The sequence below is a fragment of the Empedobacter sp. UBA5924 genome, from assembly GCF_002431085.1.
In the GTDB taxonomy this organism is placed as follows: domain Bacteria; phylum Bacteroidota; class Bacteroidia; order Flavobacteriales; family Weeksellaceae; genus Empedobacter; species Empedobacter falsenii_B.
Genome location: NZ_DJDM01000029.1, coordinates 86602 through 109260, shown reverse-complemented (window position 1 = coordinate 109260; position 22659 = coordinate 86602). Strand labels below are relative to the sequence as shown.

Below are 22659 nucleotides of genomic sequence, written 5' to 3'. Positions count from 1 at the left end.
TACTCGTCTTTCGTATTGCGGTTGCAAATATACGGCTGGATTATTCGTTTTTCCAAACATACTTTACTTTTATTTTACATTCTAATCTTAAGTCGCTGGTACAATGGAAAATATTTTTTGTTTTTTTTAGATATGAGAAGTGAGATACAAGGTTTTAAAAGATAAAAGCCCGTTTTTACCGCAGAAAATGATTAGACGTTTTGCTTTTCTTGAACAAAAGAAAAGCAAAATGGATACTTTTGAAGGAACTACTCGGGAGAAATTCTACGAAGTAGAATCTATTTATAAATAAAAAAAGCTCGAATAAATCGAGCTTCATATAATTATTCATTCCATAATATTATACGAGATGTTCCAAAATTGTATTTAATTCTTGTAATTCGACCAAGAAACCATCGTGTCCAAAAATAGAATCAATTTCGATGAATTTTGCATTTGAAATATGATTCGCTATAAATTTTTGCTCACTTGGCGGAAATAATATATCCGAAGATATACCTATAACTATTGTATTGGATGAAATTTGAGCCAATGATTTCTCTAAAGACTCTCTCTTTCGAGCCAAATTTTGTGAATCCATCGCTTTCGAAAGTGTCCAATATGAATGTGCATTAAATCGATTTGCTAATTTTTCACCTTGATATTTTTGATAAGAAGACGCTTTGAAATCGTTGTAAACAGAATCCTTGTCTTTTTGCTTCTGTTCATATATAATATAGGTACGATAAGACAACATCGCAATTGTACGCGCCGCAATCAATCCATTTCTTCCTCCATCCTCAATTTTATCGTTAAAAGTTGAATCGGCTTCGATAGCCAAACGCTGCGATTCGTTGAACGCAATTCCCCATGGAGAATGTACCGCATTTGTCGCCAACAAAACCAAATTATCCACTTTAACTTGATCAAGTAACGTAAATTCTAACGCTTGTTGACCACCGAGTGAACCACCTATTAATAAATGAATAGTTGAAATTCCTAAATGATCTGCCAACAATTGGTGCGCATTTGCCATATCTTTTATCGTAATTGTAGGAAAATCTCGATAATAAGGCGAATTTGTTTCAGGATTTGTAGACAACGGATTTGTCGTTCCATAATTAGAACCAATCACATTGGCGCAAATAATAAAATGATCTTTTGGATTGAATAATTCATTTTCTCCAAAAAGACCAGCCCACCAATCAAAAACATCCGAGTTTGCCGTTAAAGCATGACAAACCCAGATGATATTATTTTTTTCGGGATTCAACGTTCCCGCTGTATGATAAGCAATGGTTAAATTTTCGAGAATTTGACCATTTTCTAATTGAAATGGCTTTGTATAATTATATTGATAAAAATTCACTGAATTAATTTATAGCTAATAATACTTTGTTTACTTAATTTTATCAAAAGCTCGCTGAAGATCATTTTTGATATCATCAATATATTCAATTCCGACAGAAAGACGCAATAAACCAGGAAAAACTCCAGCAGATTTTTGTTCATCATCGCTCAGTTGTTGATGAGTTGTTGCAGAAGGATGAATAATTAACGATTTTGCATCGCCAACATTTGCCAAATGACTAATCAATTCTAAACTATCAATAAATTGATTCGCTTTGTCTGCATCACCTTTAATTTGGAATGATAAAACAGCTCCGAAACCATTTTTCAAATATTTTTTTGCCAAATGATGACTTGGAGAAGTAATTAATCCAGGATAATTCACTTTTTCAACTTGCGGATGAAGTTCTAACCAACGCGCAATTTCTAACGTATTGTCCAAATGTTTCTGAACTCTTAACGACAACGTCTCTAAACCTTGTAACAATAAAAAAGAATTGAACGGTGAAATTGCTGGACCAAAATCGCGCAAACCTTCGACGCGGGCACGAATAATAAACTGAATATTACCAAAAGGACCATTCACTCCAAAAACATCGGAAAAAACTAAACCATGATAACCTTCTGATGGTTCAGAAAATTGTGGAAATCTACCATTACCCCAATTATAATTTCCACCATCCACGATAACTCCACCGATAGAAGTTCCGTGTCCACCGATCCATTTTGTTGCAGATTCTACGACAACGTTTGCTCCATGCTCTAAAGGTTTGAAAATATAACCGCCCACACCAAACGTATTATCCACAATAAATGGAATGTTATATTTTTGTGCAATTGCAGCGATTGCTTCAAAATCTGGAACATTAAAACTCGGATTTCCTATCGTTTCTGCATAAATCGCTTTTGTATTTTCATCAATTAATGATTCAATTTTTGCTGGATCTGCATCTTCAGCAAAGCGAACATCAACACCTAAACGCTTAAAACCAACTTTGAATTGATTATATGTTCCGCCATAAAGATTAGAAGCCGAAACAAAATTATCTCCTGATTCTAAAATATTATTTAAAGCAATAAATTGTGCCGCTTGTCCCGATGAAACAGCTAATGCCGCAACACCACCTTCCAGCGCAGCAATACGTTTTTCGAAAACGTCAGTTGTTGGATTCTGAATTCTTGTGTAAATATTACCAAATTCTTTCAAAGCAAATAAATTTGCTCCGTGTTCGGCATCATTAAATACATAAGAAGATGTTTGATAAATTGGAACAGCGCGAGAGCCTGTTGATGGGTCTACTTCTTGACCTGCGTGTACTTGTAAAGTATCGAAATGTAATTGTTTTTCTGTTGACATAATAAAATTGTTTTGAATGTGACTACGATTAATAAATAGTAGGGTAGGTTAGTTAGCTAAAATTAGCAGCTGCACATTCGAATTTTACTATTGATACAATTATAGATGCTCTGAAGCAGGACGCCGTGTCCAAAAGAATGTTTTTTAGAATTGTACTTCATCTTTAAAAAAATTATTCATTTCTAACTACACTTTGTAGTTTTATATTTTATGTGAAATTAGAATAATTTTCTAAATAATAAAATTTATAATTAGTTTTTAGAAAATAAATCTATTAAATTGATTTAAAAAGAATATTCATGCCAAAAAGTTAAAAATATTTCTTTCGAAATCTATAAAAAGGATTTAAACAGAATAAAATTTGAAGTAAAAAAGAGAATATTAAGTAGAAAACATAAAAAAAGGAGATCAAAATTGATCTCCTTTTAAGTTTTATGATAAAAAAGTAATTAGTTTGCTAAAACGATTACTTTATTATTGCTCATTTCAATTGTTCCTCCTTTGATATCTAACAATAATGTAGATTCGTTTGATGGAGAAGTGTAAACTTTGCCAGATTGATTATCGAAATCTTCGAAAGTTTTTGTGTGAACTTTAATTTTAATTGTTCCTTCACCTAAAGTTGCAACGATAGGAGCGTGGTTATTTAATAACTGAAATTCACCATCTTTACCTGGTAAAGTAACAGCATCTACTTCTGCATCGAAAACTACGAATTCTGGCGTAATAATTTGTAAGTGCATAATCCTATTGTTTTTAAAAAAAAGAGTACTTAGCAACTTTCAAAAAGAAAAGAAACGTAAGCACTCTTTATATGGTTAAATTATATTATTTAGCTTCTGCTAACATTTTTTCTCCAGCTTCAATCGCTTCTTCGATTGTACCACGTAAGTTGAATGCAGCCTCAGGATATTGGTCAACTTCACCATCTAAGATCATGTTGAATCCTTTGATTGTATCTTTGATATCTACTAAAACACCTGGGATACCTGTAAACTGTTCTGCAACGTGGAATGGTTGAGATAAGAAACGTTGGATACGACGTGCACGGTGTACAACTAACTTATCCTCTTCTGATAACTCTTCCATACCTAAAATCGCGATGATATCTTGTAAAGCATTGTAACGTTGTAAGATTTCTTTTACACGTTGTGCTGTTTCGTAATGTTCTTTACCAATAATTGCTGGTGATAAGATACGAGATGTAGAGTTCAATGGATCTACCGCTGGGTAAATACCTAATGAAGCAATTTTACGATCTAATACCGTTGTAGCATCTAAGTGCGCGAAAGTCGTAGCTGGCGCAGGGTCAGTTAAATCATCGGCAGGTACATATACCGCTTGTACAGAAGTAATAGATCCGTTTTTAGTAGATGTAATACGCTCTTGCATAGCACCCATTTCAGTTGCTAATGTTGGCTGATAACCTACGGCTGATGGCATACGTCCTAATAAGGCAGAAACCTCAGAACCTGCTTGTGTAAAACGGAAGATATTATCTACGAAGAATAATACGTCACGTCCTTGACCTTGTCCATCTCCATCACGGAAATATTCAGCTAATGTTAAACCTGTTAAAGCAACACGAGCACGTGCACCTGGAGGTTCATTCATTTGTCCGAAAACGAAAGCTGCTTTAGACTCTTTCATGTTTTCACTGTTTACTTTAGATAAATCCCAAGATCCACCTTCCATAGAGTGCATGAAATCTTCACCGTAATTAATTAATCCAGCTTCAATCATCTCACGCATTAAGTCATTACCTTCACGAGTACGCTCACCAACACCAGCGAATACAGATAAACCTCCGTGTCCTTTTGCGATGTTGTTCATCAACTCCTGAATTAATACTGTTTTACCTACTCCGGCACCACCAAATAAACCAATTTTACCACCTTTTACGTATGGCTCTACTAAGTCAATTACTTTAATACCTGTAAATAAAACTTCTGCAGATGTTGATAATTCTTCGAATTTTGGAGCTGGACGGTGAATAGGTAAACCATTTTCTTTGTCTAAATTCCCTAAACCATCAATAGCATCTCCAACTACATTAAATACACGTCCTTTGATGTTTTCTCCGATAGGAACCATAATTGGTTTTCCTAAAGCGATAACTTCTTGACCTCTTTGTAAACCATCAGAACTATCCATTGCGATACAACGTACAGTATCTTCACCGATGTGTTGCTCAACTTCAAGAATTAATGTTTCTTTTCCTTGACGAGGAACCTCTAATGCATCATAAATATTTGGAAGGCCTTCTGCGTTATCAAAAATAACGTCAATTACAGGTCCAATAACCTGTGCAATCTTACCTTTCTTTTGATTTGCCATTATATGAAATGATTTAGTTTATTTTATTTGGGTGCAAAGGTAAGTTAAAAACATTGTATAATTTATATACTTTTTAAGATTTTTGTCATAATATTTTGATTAGTAATCAGAATATTACAATCAAAGGAAATTAAAAATAGATTTGAAGTTCGATTTGAAAGCCTTAATTTTGTGCAAAATCATTTTTAGTGAACGTTTATCAATCCTTAGAAGAAATCAAACCAATCAAACGTCCTGTCCTTACTTTGGGCATGTTTGATGGTGTGCACATTGGACACCAATCTATTCTAAAACAACTCAATACAATTGCAAAAGAAATTGATGGAAAAAGTGTTTTGATTACTTTTAATCCACATCCTCGAATGGTTTTACAACCAAATTGTGATCTTAAATTTTTGAACACTTTAGAGGAAAAAGAAAATGTTTTGCGTCAATTTGGGTTAGAACATTTGATTATTCAAGCGTTTACAACAGATTTTTCGCAAGTAACTTCTGTCGAATTTGTCAAGAATTTATTGGTTGATAAAATTAATATTGATACGCTAGTGATTGGCTACGATCATCATTTCGGGAAAAATAGAGAAGGAAATTTTGAACAATTACAAGTTCTTTCGAAAAAATATGGTTTCAATTTGATTCAATTGCAAGCTGTCGAAGAAAATGATGTGGCGGTGAGTTCTACAAAAATTAGAAATGCACTTATCGAAGGAAATATCGCGTATGCGAATAAAGCGTTGAACTATCAATATCCGCTTTCTGGAGAAGTTGTTCATGGTGACAAAATTGGTCGTACACTTGGTTTTCCTACCGCTAATTTACAAGTTGATCCCAATAAATTAATTCCAAAAGATGGCGTTTATGCGGTTGATGTTTTTGTGGATGATCAGAAATATTTAGGTTTATTAAGCATCGGATTTAGAGAAACGGTTACCAATTCTCGTGAACATCGAGTAGAAGTGAATATTTTGGATTTTGATCGAGATATTTATGGAGAAACAATTCGCCTTGAATTTTTAGGACATTTGCGAGATGAAAAGAAATTTGATTCGTTAGATGATTTAATCATCGCGATGAATCAAGACAAAGAAAATGCAATAAATTTATATGGAAATAATTAAAAAAAGGTTCGCTAAAAGCGAACCTTTTTTTAATCTCTATTTATTATAATATTTAAATATTTCTTTTTTATTTTTTTCCAAAACTCCCAAAAGCGTCGCATCAACCTTTGGTTCGTTTGTTATTAAAACAATCTTATCATTTACTTTCTCAAATGTAATGACAAGATTATTCGTTGTACTTTCAAACGAAATTTTATCTTTTAATTTCTTTTGTAATTTAAAATTAGTACGTAAAATATCCGATTTTACTGTAAACTTTAAAGGTTTATAAACAATTGCAGATTTGTCAATTACAGATTTTTTTGGCGAAACTTCCATCACCGAAGCTGTTTCTAACGAAGCATTTGCAGCACGTGTTTCTGCAACAACCGTCATTTTCATCACATCAGAAGTATCTTTTAGCTTAGCATTTTGTCTGCTTACACCATTTGCAACTACAATACCAGAAGCTTTTCCAGCTAACTTATCCGAAATAACTGAATCTTTTATAGAACCCAAATTCTGATTACTTGTTTTAGCATATTGTCTTTCTTTTTCTATTGAATCTAAAACCTTAGAACGAGCTTCCATCGCTTGCGGTGCTGATAAAGTAACTGGAGCATTCGATGCAGAAGCATTAGATAATTGAGGAAAATATCCTTCGTCAGCAATTACACTAGCAGAATGTCCTTCAATTACTTTATAAACAGGCTGTTTTGTAACTTTATCATTCTTTACTATTTCTAGAGGTTTTTCCAAATCTTTATCTTTCGATTCCAAAACCACTATTTCTTCTTGTTCAGCAGGCGATTGCTCGATAACTGGGACATTTGTTTTGACAATTTCAAGTGAATTTTCTCTATTTTCAGTATTAATATTCTCGATAAAAAGCACAAAGTAAGGAATCGCAATCAACGCGAAAACGGCAGCAGAAAACCATACACTCGAAACAAATTCGCGAATAGGTTTCTTCTTCTTTTCCTCCTTCTGCAAACCAGATTCAATACGTTTCCACACCAAATCACTCGGCTTTTCGCCGACTGTTTCGCTACTTCTTGATCGAAATAAATCTTCTATTGGATCGTTTGTGTTCACGATAAATTTGATTTTATATTTTCATTCTTACTTAACATATCCTTCAATTTCGTCTTCGCTAAATTAAGTTGCGATTTAGATGTTCCTTCTGTAATGCCCAAACTTTCGGCAATTTCTTTGTGCTTATATCCCTCAATAACGTAAAGGGTAAACACGAGACGACAGCCTTCGGGTAGATAATCGAGGAGTTTCATCACATCATCTTCTTCGATTTGTTGCGAAGCTTCTTGATTAGATGAAATAGAAGAGGAGTAATCGTCTACATTAAGGTGAAAAATTTTATTTTTCCGCAACTCCATCAAACATTCATTAATCATAATTCTTCGCATCCATCCTTCAAAACTTCCTTCGAACGAATAATTTTCAAGATTCTGAAAAATCTTCAAAAAACCTTTTACCAACGCATCTTCCGCTTGTTGTATATCGGTAAAATAACGTTTACAAACCGCAAAAAATCGCGCATCATATTTTTCGTAAAGCAGCCGCTGTGCTTTCGAATCATTGTTGATACAAGCTTTTATGAGTTGTTTTTCGTCCAAAATACTTTTTCTTTCTCAGTGTTTAGATGCGAAAATTACGCTTATGGTTGCTTTGATAGCGTAAAATATTTGTTAAAGTTCTGAAAACTTATTCATTAAACATAAAAAAGTCGCTACAAGAGCGACTTTATATAAGTTTTTAATTGAAAATATTATCCAACTAAATTGTGTTTTACTAGATATTCTGCAATTTGAACCGCATTTGTAGCTGCTCCTTTGCGTAAATTATCCGCAACAATCCAACAATTTAATGCATTTGGTTGAGATAAATCACGACGAATACGACCTACAAAAACATCGTCTTTCCCTTCTGAATAGAAAGCCATTGGATAAGTATTTGTGTCTGGATTATCTTGTACTGTTACACCTTCCTGTTCTGCTAATAATTTGCGAACTTCGGCTAAATCAAAATCATTCTCAAATTCAATATTCACCGACTCCGAATGTCCTCCTTGCACAGGAACACGAACCGCAGTAGCTGTAATATTCATTTCATCCACACGCATAATTTTACGAGGCTCACGAGTCAATTTCAATTCTTCTTTTGTATAACCTGTTTCTTCATCAAACACATCACAATGAGGCAATGCATTTTTGAAAATTTGGTATGGATAAACTTTCGCTACATCACGTCCTTCAATTTCTCCATTCAATTGCTCCACAGCATCTTTACCTGTTCCCGTAACTGATTGATAAGTAGAAACAACTACACGTTTAATTCCGTATTTTTTGTGTAAAGGATTAAGAACCATTACCAATTGAATCGTTGAACAGTTAGGATTTGCGATAATTTTATCATTTGTTGTTAAAATATCTGCATTGATTTCTGGTACAATCAACGGACGATCTGGATCCATTCTCCAAGCCGATGAATTGTCAATTACAGTTGTTCCGACTTCTGCAAACTTAGGCGCCCACTGTTTGGAAGTTTCTCCACCTGCTGAAAAGATTGCGATATCAGCTCGCATTTCTACAGCATCCTGCATTGATACAATTTTGTATTCTTTTCCTTTGTATTCAATAGTTTTTCCTATTGATCTTTCTGATGCTACTGGTATAATTTCAGTGATTGGAAAATTTCTTTCTTCCAAAACTTGGAGCATAACTCTGCCGACCATTCCGGTAGCGCCTACGACTGCTATTCTCATTTGTTTATTAAATAATATATTAAAAAATTTCGAATTGCTAATTTACAGATTATTTTGATACATTTTTCTCTATTTCATAGGTTTAGCAATCAATTTGATATGATATATTTTATGTTATGATGTTAATTCAGGTTTTTAAACTTTTCCTCGAATTAAAATTTATAAAACTCTTTTTTATAAGAATTTTGAACACAAAAAAAGTGGAACAAATTGCTCCACTTTTTAAAATATTTTTGAAATAACCTTCAAATTTAGTCTTAAGCAAACTCGTTGTAAGCTGCTTTTAAATTTTCTGCGATAGCTGCTGCAGAGTGTCCTTCGATGTGGTGACGCTCTAACATATGTACTAATTCACCATCTTTGAATAAAGCAACAGCTGGAGAACTTGGAGGAAATGGAGCAAAAAACTCACGTGCTTTTGCTACAGCATCTTTATCAAATCCTGCGAAAACTGTTGTTAAATGTGTAGGAACTTTATCATTATCTAATGACATTACAACTCCTGGTCTTGCAGCACCTGCAGCACAACCACAAACACTATTTACCATTACCAAAGTTGTTCCTTCTTGTTTGATTGCTGCTTCTACTTGTTCTGGAGTAGTTAAATCTTCAAAACCATTAGAAGTCAACTGAGCCTTCATCGGCATTACTATTTCTGCTGGATACATATTGTTCTTTTTTTGTTTTAAATAAAAATAAATTATTTTCAAAGTTACATAATTCTAAAACTTTTTAGAATACTTACTTTTGCAGTTACAAATTTACGTAGAATTTAGCAATATGAAATTGACTTTTGGTAAGAATGAGAAACTTAAAAGCAGAAAAGCATTCGATGAATTGTTTTCTGATGGAAAAACATTTGTTTCTCATCCGATTAGATTTGTCTACAAAATCAAACCGAAAGCGGATTACAATATAAGAGTAGGAGTAAGTGTTGGAAAGAAAAAATTCAAACACGCGGTTGATCGAAATTTATTGAAACGTCGTGCTAAAGAAGCTTACAGATTGAATAAATTGTTACTTGAACCTAATGAAAATTATTCGGTTGATTTGGTGATGATTTATACTTCTACAAAACATCAACCTTTTGAGGTGATAGAACAATCTGTCAAAACTTTATTAGAAAAATTAAACGAAGCGATACAAACAAAAAAAGATTAATCCTAGGATTAATCTTTTTCATTTATTATAAGTTGTAAAACTGTTTATTTCTTAAGATTTGCTTGCAATCTGAAAAAACTAAAGTATACAGATACTAAAATTAATCCACAAACTGATGCTCCAATTCCTAAAACGCTACGAAAGTTTTCTTCAGCCATAAAACCAGCTTTATAATCCATCTCATATAGGTTGTAACCTAAACCTATCAACAAAACGATTGTCGCGATATAAATATATGTTTTCATTAGATAATGAATTTTTAAATTTTAATTTCATTCATAAACAATGCACCGATATTTGACGTAAATAATTTGATTGCGATTGACAATAAAATTACTCCAAATACTTTTTTCAGTACCGATAAAACGCCAGGTCCCATCCATTTTTCGAGTTTTCCTGCGAATTTCAGCACCAAATATACGATTAACATATTTAATATAATCGCTATCACAATGTTAATATCTGCAAACTGCGAACGAAGCGAAAGTACAGTTGTCAACGATCCCGCACCCGCAACTAACGGAAACGCAATAGGAACGATGGATGCAGAGTTAGATTCGACTCCTTTCTGGATCTCAATTCCTAAAATCATTTCAATAGCGATGATAAAAATCACAAATGCACCAGCCACAGCAAATGACTGAACATCAACACCAACTAATTTCAAAATTTTTGTTCCGAAAAACAAAAACGAAATCATCATAATTCCTGCTGCAATCGAGGCTTTTTCGGACTGAATATGTCCAACTTTGCTCCGAATTCCTACAATAATTGGAATACTTCCTAAAATATCGATAACTGCAAAAAGTACGGCGAAAGTTGTTCCGATTTGATTGAAAGAGAATTTCTGAAAAAATGATATTATATTTTCCATTCGTATTTAGTTATAATTAATTGGTTGATGCAAAAATAGAAGTTTTTATGAACAATTTTTCATAAAAAAGCAATAAATCAATTCTTAATCCAACCAATTCTTAAAATCTGCCACTTTTTCGCGACTCACAATCATATCTTGTTCATTGTAAGTATTCAAAATTATTTTTAATCTTGAATTAGAATACATTGTAATTTCTTTAATCGAATCGATTTGGATGATTTGACTACGATTAATTCTAAAAAACTTTTTCGGGTCGATTTGTTCTTCCACTTTATCCAACGAAAAATCTACCAAATAATTTCGGTTTTCTTTTGTATGAATATACGTTGCTTTGTTTTCGCTAAAAAAACATTCGATATTATCGATTTCTATAATTTTGATTGATGTTCCTATTTTAATCGAAAAACGTTCTTTAAATTTTTCTGTTTGATTATTCGAAAAAAGACTTTTCAATTCATTTAGATTGAAACTTGAAGATGCTTGCTGAAATTGTCTTTCAAATTTTTCAATAGCAAACTTCAATTCCTCTTCATCAACAGGTTTCAACAAATAATCAACCGAGTTTAGTTTAAACGCTTTCAATACATATTCGTCATAAGCAGTCGTAAAAATAATCGCAGACGAAACATCTACTTGATTAAAAATCTCAAATGATAACCCATCTGATAACTGAATATCCAGAAAAATTAAATCAGGATTTGGATTCGTTTTCAACCACGCTACACTTTCTTCTACAGAGTGCAACATTTCGTGTATTTGATAACCCAATTTTTCTACACGTCGCTTTAATAAACGCGCTGCAGGCTTTTCATCTTCTATAATTAGTATTTTCATAGTTTTTTTTAAGTTAATTCACGAATCGGTTTTCTTTCAAAAATTTTGTTCCAAACAAATAATAAAGCAAGTATAATGACAAAAATGATCAATGTTGCAAGATTTGTCTTAGCCATTAAAGCGTGAATTGTAGCTGGAACGATAATCGATTTTGTTCGAATTGTTGAAAAAGTTAATACAAAAGAAAAAACAATGCACAATAACATAAAAATTCCAAAACCTCCAAACTGATCGAAATCTTTAAAAATAAATAAGTGCCAAACTGCCCAAAATATTCCCGTTATAATGCTTTTTATTATCCAAAATATATTGCCTAAAGCATCATTCAAATAACCTCGCCACGTATATTCTTCCATAATATCATAAAGCAACGTAACAGAAATAAAAATCGCTGCCCACAAATGTTTATTAATTCCGTAATCGTTATTTATCCCATAAATTGAATAACCAACGAGTAATATAAATGGAAAAATCAATGTTTTGAAACCTTCTTTTCCTAGAAGAGAGACTTCTTTTTTAACTTTAGAGAATTTATAGAAAAGTAAACTAATTAGAAAAATAATCAACCCATGATTCATATTCCAAGGCAGTTGAAAATCGACTAAACCTCCAAAAATCAATTGTAAAAAATTAGGACATTTACGAATCAGAAAAGTTCCGATTAATATCAATCCATAAAAAATAATTATTCTAACCCAATTTGTTTGCTTTATTTGATTTATAAAATTCATTTATTGCCACTTTTTATTTTGCTCTTTTTCCAAGATTTCTTTGGCTTTATTCTCTTCCCAACCAGAACCATACGCAAAAACTTTTACAGCATTTAGTGCAACGCCCAATCCCCAACCTAAAACTGGCCAATAAAACCACCAATGTCCATTATTTGTAACTAAATTCAGAATAAAAAAGAATAAACTCATTACAACATAAGTTCCTAAATGCGCATAAAACTTTTTCAATTCTTTTGCACGCTCTATTGCACGTAAATAAGCTTGTTGTTCGTCAAAATTTTGTGTATTCATAGTTGTATTTTTTTGTGTTAATATGGGAAGTTCTACACGAAATAGTTGTTCATTTTTTTCGATGTTCACTTCTCGGTTAGAAATTAATTGATAACGATTAATAATATTTTTCAGCCCAATTCCTGTCGAATCTTTAATGGTTTCTTTTGGTTGGAAAGAATTTTCAATTATCAAATAATTATCTTTTTTATAAATTTTAATTTTCAAAGGTTTTTGATCAGATACAATATTGTGTTTGATTGTATTTTCTAATAAAATCTGCAAAGAAAGTGGCACAATAAATTCGGTTTCAGAGAAAGTTATTTGTTCAATTTCGAAATCGATGCTATTTTCAAATCTTAATTTTAGAAGGTTGACATAGGTTTTTGCAAAATTTATTTCTTCTTGAATCGACACAACTTCTTTGTCTTTTTGTTCTAAAACATATCGATAAATCTTAGAAAGCGATGTTGTAAAATCTATCGCATTATCTGGATTTTCTTCAATCAAACCAGTTAAAACATTCAAACTATTGAATAAAAAATGTGGGTCTAATTGACTTTTTAAGGTTTCGAATTGTGCAGTTGCTGTTTCTGCTTTTGTTGATTCGATAACAATTTTACGTTCTAATTTATTTTTCTTTCGATCGATAATAAAGAATAAAAACAAAAAGAAAACCGTGATAACTGCAACTAAAAGATAATTGATCGATTGATCGTAAAAAATATATTTCTGCAAAAGGAGATTCGCAAACTCCACGAATACATAATACAATACCAACGTATAAATAATAGAACGTAAAAAATACTTTCTTAAAACTTTTTCTGGTTTAGGCGAATCTGGTACATCTATTCTATATTCATTAAAAATGCTTGTATTCACAAAAGATGCTGCAACACTGAACGAAAAATATCCGATAAAATATTTGATAGCTTCTGGATGAAAAAATTGATTGAATGATACATTTGGAGATGTAAAAAATATCACGCTATAAATCAAAACATTGATTACAAATAGAATCAAAATATTACGAACAATTAACTTTTTGTCAGAAACAATAATTCCTTCTAAGAATTTTAAAAAGACCAACCCTAAAGCAACAAATTTTAGAAAGTTTCCTGTTAACAAGCCTACTTCTACACCTAAATCAAAATTTGAATTATTTTGAAAATTAATTGTACTAAAATCAAATACATATACTAAAATTGCAAATGAAAATACAAATGAAAATAATCTCAAATATCCTTTATAATACTTATCCATATCAAGCAATCAAATTAATTAACCAAAAAATAATTTCGTGAATAAATTGTGCAACTAAAGCTATCATTATAGTACGTTTTTACATTCGTTATTCAACAAGGCTTCGGCACGATTTTTTCCCCATATCGGTTCATTATTTTTTGGCTTTTCAGCATTAAATAAAGCTAAAGATTTTTTTACATTTTTACAATCTTGTGTAATATCCATTCCTCTATATTTTGCAGCATTGATATTAAACTCAGCCAAACCTAAAACAGAACGCGGATTAGTTGGATTTAACATCAACGATTTTTGATAGATTTGTACTACTTCTGGATAATAAATTGCTCCATTTTGCATTGGATTCTGCACAATTTCTGCTGTTAAATACAAGGCTTTCAAATTGAGAATTTCTACATTTAATGGATTATTTCTGACTAAATCATCGATTTGAGTTTTTACATTCAAAAGAATTTTTTCATTTTTAGTAATATCTTTTGATTCGAACGTTTTCAAAACTTCAGAAAAAGTCAAGTAATATTTTGGTAACCATTCATTTGGATAATCATTTATTAATTGCTTAAAATTAGCTTCAGAAGAATGATTTCCTTTGTTCCATTCCGTTAAAGTTTTATTCATATCTGATTCAAAATTCTTTTGTGCAAAAGTTGATACAGTGAATAAAATTGCGATTGTTAAGAAAATTGTTTTCATCATTTGTGTTTTTTTATTTGTTGAGTCAAAGTTCTTACAAACACTTTTCGTTTGAAATTATATGTTACCGAATTGTCAATTTTTGAGGATGAGTTGTAAGAGCAAAAATAAAAGGGACAACTCAAAACTGAGATTGTCCCTTTTACTATCTAAAAAACTTGAAATTTATTTTCGTAATAATTCTTCGGAAATATTTTGCGTAGCTTCGAAAACTTCTTCTAAATTTTGATGCAAACCACCAAAGGCATATTTAGCTTGTCGTGCGTTGTTCAGCAACAATTTCCATTGTTCTACGGCTAATTCACTCACACCATTTTCAATCAATTTATTTGCAATCACCTCGTCAGAAAAATGAGCTAAATCTGTATTCGTTTTTAATAGCGCGGCATTACACAAAATATTTTCTTGTAATTGATAAAAATCTTTTTGGTCTTCAACGTTTATTTTTTGCTTCAATTCATCTAATTCAGCAGAAATTTGACTCGAATTTATCGTTGGTTTTTCAACCAAAGTAAACTTTTGGGTTTCTGTTTTTGGTTGGTATGATTCAAAATTATTTTGCTCGTTAAGAGGTTTTATTTTTGGTTCAATTTTTTGTTTTTGTGTCGGGTTATTTTTCTTTCTCATCAAAAATAAACTTCCAGCACTCAATGCAATTACACCACCAGTTAACCACAACCAACCGCTTTTTCCTTCTTTCACATCGTTCGTCATTTCTTCTATTTTATCAGAAATTGTCGAATCTGGTGAATTAGAAGCCACAGCCGTTGCAGAAGAAGTTTTAGAACCTGAAACAGACAAATTAATCGAATCTGATTTCAAGGTTACATATTTCTCTTTAACAGGATCGAAATAACAAAATTCTACAGGCGAAATCGTATATTCTCCTCCAAAATTTGGGACAAGAACTGTTTGCTCAGCAACTTTTCCTTTCATTCCTGTATCATAGGTTTTATATGCATCGCGTTTTTTCGGTGCGAATTTTTCTAAATTTTTTGGCGTCGTAATTTCAGGTAAATTAATCGTATTAAAGTTTCCTGTTCCAATAATTTCAACATCAAAATTTACACTTTCATTGGTTGCAACTTCTTTTTTATCAACCGAAGCGTTCATTTTAAATTGACCAACTGCACCGCTAAAATTCTTTGGCTTTCCTTCTTCTGGAAGTGCTTTTGCATTAATCACAACTGGATTACTACGCACTTCTACAGGCTCCGCTCCATACGTTGTTGGCAACACCACATCTACCGAAAACGGATCGATTTCTATCTTTCCTGGTTTTTGAGGAAAAACATAATAACGTGCAATTTCTTCGGAGAAATATTGTTTTCCTCCAACAATTTCTTGCTTGATATTTTCGGGAGAGCTTTTTACAATTTTTGGGCTTAATCCGTCTAAATTTCCTTGACGAAAGTTTTGTTTACGATTAAGATAAGATAAATCTTTTACGTATAATTTTACTGATAAACCAACTTGTTCGTTCACATAAGGATTCGTTTTCGAAACTTTACTTTGTAGAAAAACAGGCTGCGAAGTATTACTTCTAAAATTGTTGTGCGTCAACCCCGTTCCTTTCACTACAACATCGACAGGTTTCGATGTATAGGTTTTTCCATTAATCACAATTTTAGCAGCTCCAATTCGATATTTACCTTCTTTTTCAGCAACAAAAGCAAGGATAATTCCTTCTTCTATCACTCCTTTTCCATTCACATAAGAAACATTTTGCGAGCGTTGTTCACCTACAATTTGTAATCCATTATGTGGAGGATATTTCATTGGTTGATCAATCGAATAACTATCTGTATTAGATTCGATAAAAAAGCCCACGCTAAATGCTTCTCCTAAACTGACCTGTGTTTTATCTGCATCAGATTTAAAAGAAATTTGTTGTGCTAACGCTGTGATAGACGTTAAGGCAAACACTAAAAAGCTATTTAAAACGCTTGTCGTTGTCATTACCAATCCTTAGATGTTGTTGTTCGTTGTTTTTCTGCTTTTTGTTGAATAATTTTTCGTTGGGTTTTGGCTTCCTGATTTTGCAATGCTTTTAGCAAACCGTCTCCCAAATTATTCTTTGCATTATCTTGTTCTTTTCCGTCTCCATTATTTCCTTGTTTGATTTCTGGAGATTGATTATTTCCTTGTCCTTTATTGTTTCCATTTTCACCACCAGCTTTCGGGTTTCCTCCTTGATTTTGCTGTTTCTGCTGATCAGATTGTTGTTGTTGAGATTGATTCTGATTCTGATTTTGCTTTTGGTTATTTTGGTTTTGTTGATTCTGTTTATTTTGCTGCTGTTGTTGTTTTTGCTGATTATTTTGATCTTGTTTGTTTTGATCTTTATTATCCTTATTATTTTGATCTTTTTGTTTCTCACGTTCTTTTTCTAACATTTTTTTTGCTAATGCATAGTTGTAACGTGTTGCATCATCTTTTGGATCATTTCGTAAGGCTTGTTTGTAATTATCAACAGCATTTTGATAATCTTTTTCCTGCATAAAAGCATTTCCTAAATTGTGATAAGCCAAATGTTTATCATTATTCGTTTTAGATACTTCAGCAGAACGTTTGTAATGCGCTATACTTTCTTTGTAACGTTTTTGTTGAAATAAAGCATTTCCTAAATTGTAATTTGCTTTGACAGAAGTTGGATCTTCCATGGTAGCTTTCTTGTAGGCAACTTCTGCATTATCAAATTTTCCTTTTTGATAATACTCGTTTCCTTCAATAATGTAGCTTTTCGCTTTCGATTGACTATAACCAAAAACGGATAAAAGCATTATTCCTAAAAATCCTATTTGTTTTAAAAAGTACATCATTTTACCATACAAACTTACTATTTCTTTTTGTTAAAAATCTTATATTCAGATGTTAATAATTCCACAAAAAGTAAACAAACCGCAACCGCTAAAAACCACTGATAAATATGATTCATATCTCTTGTTGTAGAGTTAGCAATTTCGTTTTTATCTAATCGGGCTTTATACATTGATAATGCGGATAATGCATCTTGCGTATTATCCAAATGAATGTAAGTTCCGTTTGTATCTTGTGCCAATTTGCGAAGATTTTTATCTTCTAATTTTGTAATAACTATAGAACCTGTTTCGTCCTTTTTATAGTCTTCGGCGTAGCCATTGTAATACATCGGAATTGGAGCTCCTTTATCTGTTCCAACACCAACTGATACAATATGAATTCCGTTATCTTTTGCTATTTTAGAAGCTTGATTAACTGTATTTTCGTTGTCTTCTCCATCCGAAATTAGTACAATTAATTTACTTGTATTCGCCGATCCTTTGAATGTTTTTGCAGCTTCCTGAATCGCATTTAAGTAATTTGTCCCTTGGCTCGAAATTAACTCAGTATTAACATTTTGCAAATAACTTTCGATTGCAGCATAATCATTTGTCAATGGAGAAATCGTGTAAGCATTCGCTGCAAACGCAACCAAAGAAGCTCTATCTCCTCCTAATTGATGTAATGTTTCTGTAATTAATTTTGTTGCTTTTTCTAATCGCGAAGGAGCAACATCTTGTGCATTCATCGAACTTGATAAATCTAACAAGAAAACCATATCAATTCCTTCGCGCTTTACTTGCACATCTCGTTCACCATAAAGTGGATCCATCAATGCAATTACCATTAAAAATAAAGCCACACAAAATGCAATGATTTTGAAACCATAACGCTTTGAAGAAGTGATTGGAAAAACAAATGGAAACAGTTCTTTATCTGCAAATGTTTTCTTTACACGTTCGCGCCATTGAAATACTGTTATCGATAGAAAAATAACGACAAACAATAAAATCATCAACCAAATATTATGTAATTCTCCCCACTGCATTAGATTAATTCTTTAAAAACGGTTCTTCGTAAAATGGCTTCTAATACCAAAATAATGAATGCAGGCAATAAGAATCGTGCAAACAATTCGGTATAATTATAATATTTGACTTCGTTAATCTCTGTTTTTTCAAGTTTATCAATTTCGTTATAAATGTTTTTCAAACTTTCATTGTTTGTTGCACGGAAATATAAACCTCCAGTTTTATCTGCAACTTCTTCTAACAGTTTTTCGTCAATTTGTACAGGACGCATCTCAAAAACGTAATCACCTAACATATCGTAACCAACAGGCATAGGCGCCATTCCGTTTGTTCCAATACCAATTGTATATACTTTTATCCCTTTCTCTGCTGCAATATCAGCGGCTTGTCTCGGTGAAACATACATCAAATCTCCAGAAGGATTTACACTTTCAACACCATCTGTAATCAAAATAACTACTTTAGATTTTGCTTTACTATTTTTAAGATGATTAACAGCTGTTGCCAAACCAACTCCAATTGCTGTTCCATCAGCTAAACTACCAGAATGTAACATTTCGATTTCTTGTATCAAAACATCACGATCTGTTGTTAATGGAACACGTGTCAAAGCTTCTCCAGAATATTCGACCAAACCAACTCTGTCCGTTTTTCTTCCAAGTGAAAAGTCTTTTGCAACTTCTTTTAACGCTGTTAAACGATCTGGTTTCAAATCGCGCGCTAACATACTCAATGACGTATCTACAGTCAATAAAATATCAACTCCTTCGTCCGATTTTACTTTTGTCGTAACATCTACATAACGTGGACGAGCTAAAGCAACAATGCACAAAACCATTGCGATAATTCGCATCAAAAATAAAAGTGGTTTGTACGTCGCTAACGAACTTTTTGCACCTCCAAATGCTTTGAGCGAAGGTAATTTTAAGGATGCTTTTTTCTGGCTCGTTTTGCGAATTTCTCTGAAAATAAAGAAAGGCAAAGCAAGCAATAAGAGTAAGATCCAAGGATTTTGAAACTCAAAATTTAGCATTCCTAATTGTTATTAAACTGTTTATATTTTTCTCCCGTCACTTGATCTTTTTTCAAATCTTCGTTCTCCGGAATTTCTAATGGTTTTACACGATCTACAAATTCATCTACCCAATTTCGGTGCGAAATATTTGTTGGTTCATCAAATTCTTGTTTTGCGAATTTTACCAAATCAGCATCGAACAAAAATTGTTTAAATTTCTGCACATCTTCTGGTAAAACATCTGGTTTTGTCGCAACATATTTTACCAAATCATCCGACAAAATTTCTAATGCCGAAAAGTTATAAATACGTCCTAAATATCGTCTTACAATAAATGATAATTGCGTGTAATATTCTTTTTGTTCACCACGTTTCAAATATTTCTTAGCATCCAAGGCTTTCAGACTTGCTTTCGCTTCGTCATAAGGCGTTTTGTACGAATCTTTGCCAGATAATTTCGATTTTGCGCGAACATATAATACAACCAAAACAATTCCGATAATAAATAAAATCAACGCAATAATGCCGTACAACCAATATTTATTCCAATAATCTCCAATAGAATATTCTTCTTCCATTACAGGTTTTATCGGGAAAATTGCATTTTTCGTTGTATCAACTGCAATATCTTGAATATCAATTTCAAGTTGTTTTGTTGTTAAATCTTTTCCATTTTTCTGAATGATAAATGACGGAATATTAAATTTACCTGCATCATATCCAGTCAATTCTAAATGTTGAACAATTTCAGATTTTCCATCCGTTTTTACAGTGTCAATTTTTTGACCTAAAACTTCGATGTGATGATTAATTGAATCTGAAATCGTAGGAAAAACAACTTTATCTCCTTCTTTGTAATCAATTTTCACTTCATATTGGATTGGCTCGCCAATTTTGATTGTCGTGCGATCTAATTTTGGCGTAATTTCTTGCGCAAACGAAAATTGAAGGATAAAAAAACTTACTAAAAGCAATAAATTCTTCATTAGGCTTTATGACTTTTAAAGTAGTTTAACAATGGGCGAACATAATCTTCGTCGGTACGAATACTGATTGCGCCTGAATGATTTTTTTTGAAAATAGATTGATAACGTTGATCTAAATCGCGATAATATTGCGCATATTGTTGACGCAATTTCTTCGATGAAGTATCAATCAAGCGGATTTCACCTGTTTCGTTATCTTGCACATGAACCAAACCTACATCTGGAAAAGATTGTTCTTTTTCATCATAAACTCTAATTCCAGTCACATCATGTTTTTTTGCCACGATTCGCAATGCTTTTTCATAATCAGACGAATCAATAAAATCTGAAAGAATAAAAACATTTGATTTTCGGCGAACCAAATTCATAAATGTTTCCAAAGTCTCTGCTAAATCAGTTTTCTTACTTTTTGGCTCATACGAAACAATTTCTCTCACCAAACGCAACACATGTTGTTTTCCTTTTTTGGGTGGAATAAATTTCTCCACTTGATCCGAATATAATATCAAACCAACTTTATCATTATAGGTAATTGCCGAAAAAGCCAATGTAGCGCTCAATTCAGCAATCGTTTCCATTTTAATTTGTTTTCGTGTTCCAAAGTTTTCAGAATTCGAAACATCAACCAATAAAAACATGGTTAATTCTCGTTCTTCTTCAAAAACTTTTACATAAGGTTCGCTATATCGAGCCGTTTTATTCCAATCGATATTACGAACGTCATCACCGTATTGATAAGGACGAATTTCACTAAAAATCATACCTCTTCCTTTGAATGAACTGTGATATTCACCCATAAAAAGGTTGCTCGCTTTACGCTTGCTTTTTAGCTCAATACGTTTTACACGTTTGATGATTTCTTTTGCATCCAAAGTTTAAATGATTTTGAATAGTGGTTTAAGGAACTGGAACAACATTAAGAATATTGTCTATAATTTCTTCTGGCGTAACATTTTCTGCTTCTGCTTCGTAGCTAATTCCGATACGGTGACGCAACACATCTTTTGCCATTGCACGTACATCGTCTGGAATAACATAAGCGCGTTTGCGTAAAAATGCATACACTTTTGAAGCTTGTGCCAAATTGATCGATCCACGAGGCGAAGAACCAAACGAAATCATTGGAACCAATTTTTCTAATCCAACTTTTTCTGGAAAACGAGTCGCGAAAATAATATCCAAAATATATTTTTCAATTTTTTCGTCCATATAAACTTGTTTCACCATTTCGCGCGCATCCAACAATTCTTGAATAGAGATTACTTTCTCAATTTTTGGAAAAGATTGATTAATCGAATTTCTTAAAATCAAACGTTCTGCTTCAAATTCTGGATAAGTAATGACCGTTTTCAACATAAAACGGTCAACTTGTGCTTCTGGCAAAGGATAAGTTCCTTCTTGTTCCACCGGATTTTGAGTCGCCAAAACCAAGAAAGGTTTTTGTAACAGATACGTTTCGTCACCAATTGTTACTTGACGCTCTTGCATTGCTTCTAACAAGGCAGATTGTACTTTTGCAGGCGAACGGTTAATCTCATCAGCTAAAACAAAATTGGCGAATATTGGTCCTTTTTTGATTCTAAAATCGTTTTCTTTTACATTATAAATAAGTGTCCCCACAACATCGGCAGGTAACAAATCTGGTGTAAATTGTATACGAGAAAAAGATCCATCAACAGCATCAGATAATGTTTTAATAGCTAATGTTTTTGCTAATCCAGGAACACCTTCTAATAAAACGTGTCCATTTCCAAGTAATCCGATTAATAGACTTTCAATCATTTTTTCTTGTCCAATAATCGCTTTATTTATTTCCGATGTCAACCTTGCAATGCTTTCGCTTTTTGCTTCTATTTGTTGGTTTAGTTGTTGTATATCCAAAATTTCGTTGAAATTAATGTTTATATTATTGATTCAAATTTCCTCTAAAATTAACAAATACAATTGATTTAGAAATTAAAACTTTCATACAATATTGTTAAACTTTGTTAAGACAAAAGTAGTGTACCAAACGTTTTGATTATTATTTTCAGTAAAATTTTTCCAAGACTTACAAACTATTTATAAACAATAAACGTTTCTAAATAATATTTC

Annotated in this window: 23 protein-coding genes; 2 read left to right on the top strand and 21 right to left on the bottom strand. The window is 32.3% G+C overall.

What is annotated here, in order from left to right:
• Positions 1–340: 340 nt before the first annotated feature.
• The 4 genes from B3792_RS08505 to atpD form a co-directional block, all read right to left on the bottom strand.
• Positions 341–1348 carry a homoserine O-acetyltransferase family protein gene (locus B3792_RS08505; protein WP_038336140.1) on the bottom strand — a complete coding sequence of 336 codons (1008 nt, stop codon included), beginning with the start codon at positions 1346–1348 and terminating at the stop codon, positions 341–343.
• Positions 1349–1378: 30 nt separating this feature from the next.
• On the bottom strand, positions 1379–2686 hold the full coding sequence (locus B3792_RS08500; RefSeq protein WP_291047430.1) for an O-acetylhomoserine aminocarboxypropyltransferase/cysteine synthase family protein: 1308 nt from the start codon (positions 2684–2686) through the stop codon (positions 1379–1381).
• A 449-nt stretch (positions 2687–3135) separates the two neighbouring features.
• Positions 3136–3429: a F0F1 ATP synthase subunit epsilon gene (locus tag B3792_RS08495; protein ID WP_280038257.1), complete on the bottom strand. Its 294-nt coding sequence runs from the start codon at positions 3427–3429 to the stop codon at positions 3136–3138.
• A gap of 85 nt (positions 3430–3514) precedes the next feature.
• Positions 3515–5023 carry a F0F1 ATP synthase subunit beta gene (atpD, locus tag B3792_RS08490; RefSeq protein ID WP_114998651.1) on the bottom strand — a complete coding sequence of 503 codons (1509 nt, stop codon included), beginning with the start codon at positions 5021–5023 and terminating at the stop codon, positions 3515–3517.
• A gap of 188 nt (positions 5024–5211) precedes the next feature.
• Between atpD and B3792_RS08485 the strand changes: the two genes are divergently transcribed.
• Positions 5212–6141 (top strand): bifunctional riboflavin kinase/FAD synthetase, encoded by a 930-nt coding sequence (locus tag B3792_RS08485; protein ID WP_286495649.1) that lies wholly within the window; start codon positions 5212–5214, stop codon positions 6139–6141.
• Positions 6142–6177: 36 nt separating this feature from the next.
• Here the strand turns inward: B3792_RS08485 and B3792_RS08480 are convergent, their stop codons facing one another.
• The 4 genes from B3792_RS08480 to B3792_RS08465 all read right to left on the bottom strand — a co-directional run bounded on the left by B3792_RS08480 (position 6178) and on the right by B3792_RS08465 (position 9570).
• Entirely contained in the window at positions 6178–7215 is a 1038-nt protein-coding gene (locus tag B3792_RS08480) for a hypothetical protein (protein WP_291047426.1), read from the bottom strand.
• Positions 7212–7754, bottom strand: coding sequence for an RNA polymerase sigma factor (locus B3792_RS08475; protein ID WP_291047424.1), 543 nt, complete (start codon positions 7752–7754; stop codon positions 7212–7214). Before B3792_RS08475 ends, B3792_RS08480 begins: the two co-directional genes overlap by 4 nt.
• 152 nt (positions 7755–7906) lie before the next feature.
• Entirely contained in the window at positions 7907–8902 is a 996-nt protein-coding gene (locus B3792_RS08470; protein WP_038336152.1) for an aspartate-semialdehyde dehydrogenase, read from the bottom strand.
• A gap of 257 nt (positions 8903–9159) precedes the next feature.
• Positions 9160–9570 (bottom strand): BrxA/BrxB family bacilliredoxin, encoded by a 411-nt coding sequence (locus tag B3792_RS08465; protein WP_038336154.1) that lies wholly within the window; start codon positions 9568–9570, stop codon positions 9160–9162.
• A 112-nt stretch (positions 9571–9682) separates the two neighbouring features.
• Between B3792_RS08465 and rnpA the strand changes: the two genes are divergently transcribed.
• Positions 9683–10063, top strand: a complete 381-nt coding sequence (gene rnpA / locus B3792_RS08460; RefSeq protein WP_125350577.1) for a ribonuclease P protein component — start codon at positions 9683–9685, stop codon at positions 10061–10063.
• A gap of 44 nt (positions 10064–10107) precedes the next feature.
• Here rnpA and B3792_RS08455 read toward each other — a convergent pair whose 3' ends face one another.
• The 13 genes from B3792_RS08455 to B3792_RS08395 all read right to left on the bottom strand — a co-directional run bounded on the left by B3792_RS08455 (position 10108) and on the right by B3792_RS08395 (position 22464).
• Positions 10108–10308 carry a hypothetical protein gene (locus tag B3792_RS08455; RefSeq protein WP_125350576.1) on the bottom strand — a complete coding sequence of 67 codons (201 nt, stop codon included), beginning with the start codon at positions 10306–10308 and terminating at the stop codon, positions 10108–10110.
• A 14-nt stretch (positions 10309–10322) separates the two neighbouring features.
• A complete protein-coding gene (locus B3792_RS08450; protein WP_125350575.1) occupies positions 10323–10937 on the bottom strand; it encodes a MarC family protein in 615 nt (204 codons plus the stop codon).
• Between the two features lie 84 nt (positions 10938–11021).
• The gene (locus B3792_RS08445) at positions 11022–11774 is read right to left on the bottom strand and encodes a LytR/AlgR family response regulator transcription factor (RefSeq protein ID WP_219034073.1); all 753 of its coding nucleotides are present in this window, start codon (positions 11772–11774) and stop codon (positions 11022–11024) included.
• 8 nt (positions 11775–11782) lie between these two features.
• Positions 11783–12505, bottom strand: coding sequence for a CPBP family intramembrane glutamic endopeptidase (locus B3792_RS08440; protein WP_260509601.1), 723 nt, complete (start codon positions 12503–12505; stop codon positions 11783–11785).
• Positions 12506–14038, bottom strand: a complete 1533-nt coding sequence (locus B3792_RS08435; protein WP_180905517.1) for a histidine kinase — start codon at positions 14036–14038, stop codon at positions 12506–12508. It abuts the gene before it with no gap.
• Positions 14039–14104: 66 nt separating this feature from the next.
• Positions 14105–14731 (bottom strand): hypothetical protein, encoded by a 627-nt coding sequence (locus tag B3792_RS08430; RefSeq protein WP_286495653.1) that lies wholly within the window; start codon positions 14729–14731, stop codon positions 14105–14107.
• Positions 14732–14896: 165 nt separating this feature from the next.
• Positions 14897–16690, bottom strand: a complete 1794-nt coding sequence (locus B3792_RS08425) for a BatD family protein (RefSeq protein WP_291047418.1) — start codon at positions 16688–16690, stop codon at positions 14897–14899.
• On the bottom strand, positions 16690–17553 hold the full coding sequence (locus B3792_RS08420) for a tetratricopeptide repeat protein (RefSeq protein WP_114998633.1): 864 nt from the start codon (positions 17551–17553) through the stop codon (positions 16690–16692). The genes B3792_RS08425 and B3792_RS08420 overlap by 1 nt, the downstream gene beginning before the upstream one ends.
• 17 nt (positions 17554–17570) lie before the next feature.
• Positions 17571–18581, bottom strand: a complete 1011-nt coding sequence (locus tag B3792_RS08415) for a vWA domain-containing protein (RefSeq protein ID WP_125350569.1) — start codon at positions 18579–18581, stop codon at positions 17571–17573.
• Positions 18581–19597: a vWA domain-containing protein gene (locus tag B3792_RS08410; protein WP_291047415.1), complete on the bottom strand. Its 1017-nt coding sequence runs from the start codon at positions 19595–19597 to the stop codon at positions 18581–18583. Before B3792_RS08410 ends, B3792_RS08415 begins: the two co-directional genes overlap by 1 nt.
• 2 nt (positions 19598–19599) lie before the next feature.
• Positions 19600–20565, bottom strand: a complete 966-nt coding sequence (locus B3792_RS08405) for a BatD family protein (protein ID WP_291047413.1) — start codon at positions 20563–20565, stop codon at positions 19600–19602.
• Positions 20565–21437 (bottom strand): DUF58 domain-containing protein, encoded by an 873-nt coding sequence (locus tag B3792_RS08400; protein WP_125350567.1) that lies wholly within the window; start codon positions 21435–21437, stop codon positions 20565–20567. The genes B3792_RS08405 and B3792_RS08400 overlap by 1 nt, the downstream gene beginning before the upstream one ends.
• A 25-nt stretch (positions 21438–21462) precedes the next feature.
• Positions 21463–22464, bottom strand: a complete 1002-nt coding sequence (locus tag B3792_RS08395) for an AAA family ATPase (protein ID WP_407932366.1) — start codon at positions 22462–22464, stop codon at positions 21463–21465.
• Between the last annotated feature and the right edge of the window lie 195 nt (positions 22465–22659).

Excerpts from the sequence above, each read along its gene's own strand:
- B3792_RS08500 (WP_291047430.1), bottom strand. The coding sequence starts at position 2,686 with ATGTCAACAGAAAAACAATTACATTTCGATACTTTACAAGTACACGCA.
- B3792_RS08495 (WP_280038257.1), bottom strand. The coding sequence starts at position 3,429 with ATGCACTTACAAATTATTACGCCAGAATTCGTAGTTTTCGATGCAGAA.
- atpD (WP_114998651.1), bottom strand. The coding sequence starts at position 5,023 with ATGGCAAATCAAAAGAAAGGTAAGATTGCACAGGTTATTGGACCTGTA.
- B3792_RS08470 (WP_038336152.1), bottom strand. The coding sequence starts at position 8,902 with ATGAGAATAGCAGTCGTAGGCGCTACCGGAATGGTCGGCAGAGTTATG.
- B3792_RS08465 (WP_038336154.1), bottom strand. The coding sequence starts at position 9,570 with ATGTATCCAGCAGAAATAGTAATGCCGATGAAGGCTCAGTTGACTTCT.
- rnpA (WP_125350577.1), top strand. The coding sequence starts at position 9,683 with ATGAAATTGACTTTTGGTAAGAATGAGAAACTTAAAAGCAGAAAAGCA.
- B3792_RS08455 (WP_125350576.1), bottom strand. The coding sequence starts at position 10,308 with ATGAAAACATATATTTATATCGCGACAATCGTTTTGTTGATAGGTTTA.
- B3792_RS08450 (WP_125350575.1), bottom strand. The coding sequence starts at position 10,937 with ATGGAAAATATAATATCATTTTTTCAGAAATTCTCTTTCAATCAAATC.
- B3792_RS08445 (WP_219034073.1), bottom strand. The coding sequence starts at position 11,774 with ATGAAAATACTAATTATAGAAGATGAAAAGCCTGCAGCGCGTTTATTA.
- B3792_RS08440 (WP_260509601.1), bottom strand. The coding sequence starts at position 12,505 with ATGAATTTTATAAATCAAATAAAGCAAACAAATTGGGTTAGAATAATT.
- B3792_RS08435 (WP_180905517.1), bottom strand. The coding sequence starts at position 14,038 with ATGGATAAGTATTATAAAGGATATTTGAGATTATTTTCATTTGTATTT.
- B3792_RS08430 (WP_286495653.1), bottom strand. The coding sequence starts at position 14,731 with ATGAAAACAATTTTCTTAACAATCGCAATTTTATTCACTGTATCAACT.
- B3792_RS08425 (WP_291047418.1), bottom strand. The coding sequence starts at position 16,690 with ATGACAACGACAAGCGTTTTAAATAGCTTTTTAGTGTTTGCCTTAACG.
- B3792_RS08420 (WP_114998633.1), bottom strand. The coding sequence starts at position 17,553 with ATGATGTACTTTTTAAAACAAATAGGATTTTTAGGAATAATGCTTTTA.
- B3792_RS08415 (WP_125350569.1), bottom strand. The coding sequence starts at position 18,581 with ATGCAGTGGGGAGAATTACATAATATTTGGTTGATGATTTTATTGTTT.
- B3792_RS08410 (WP_291047415.1), bottom strand. The coding sequence starts at position 19,597 with ATGCTAAATTTTGAGTTTCAAAATCCTTGGATCTTACTCTTATTGCTT.
- B3792_RS08405 (WP_291047413.1), bottom strand. The coding sequence starts at position 20,565 with ATGAAGAATTTATTGCTTTTAGTAAGTTTTTTTATCCTTCAATTTTCG.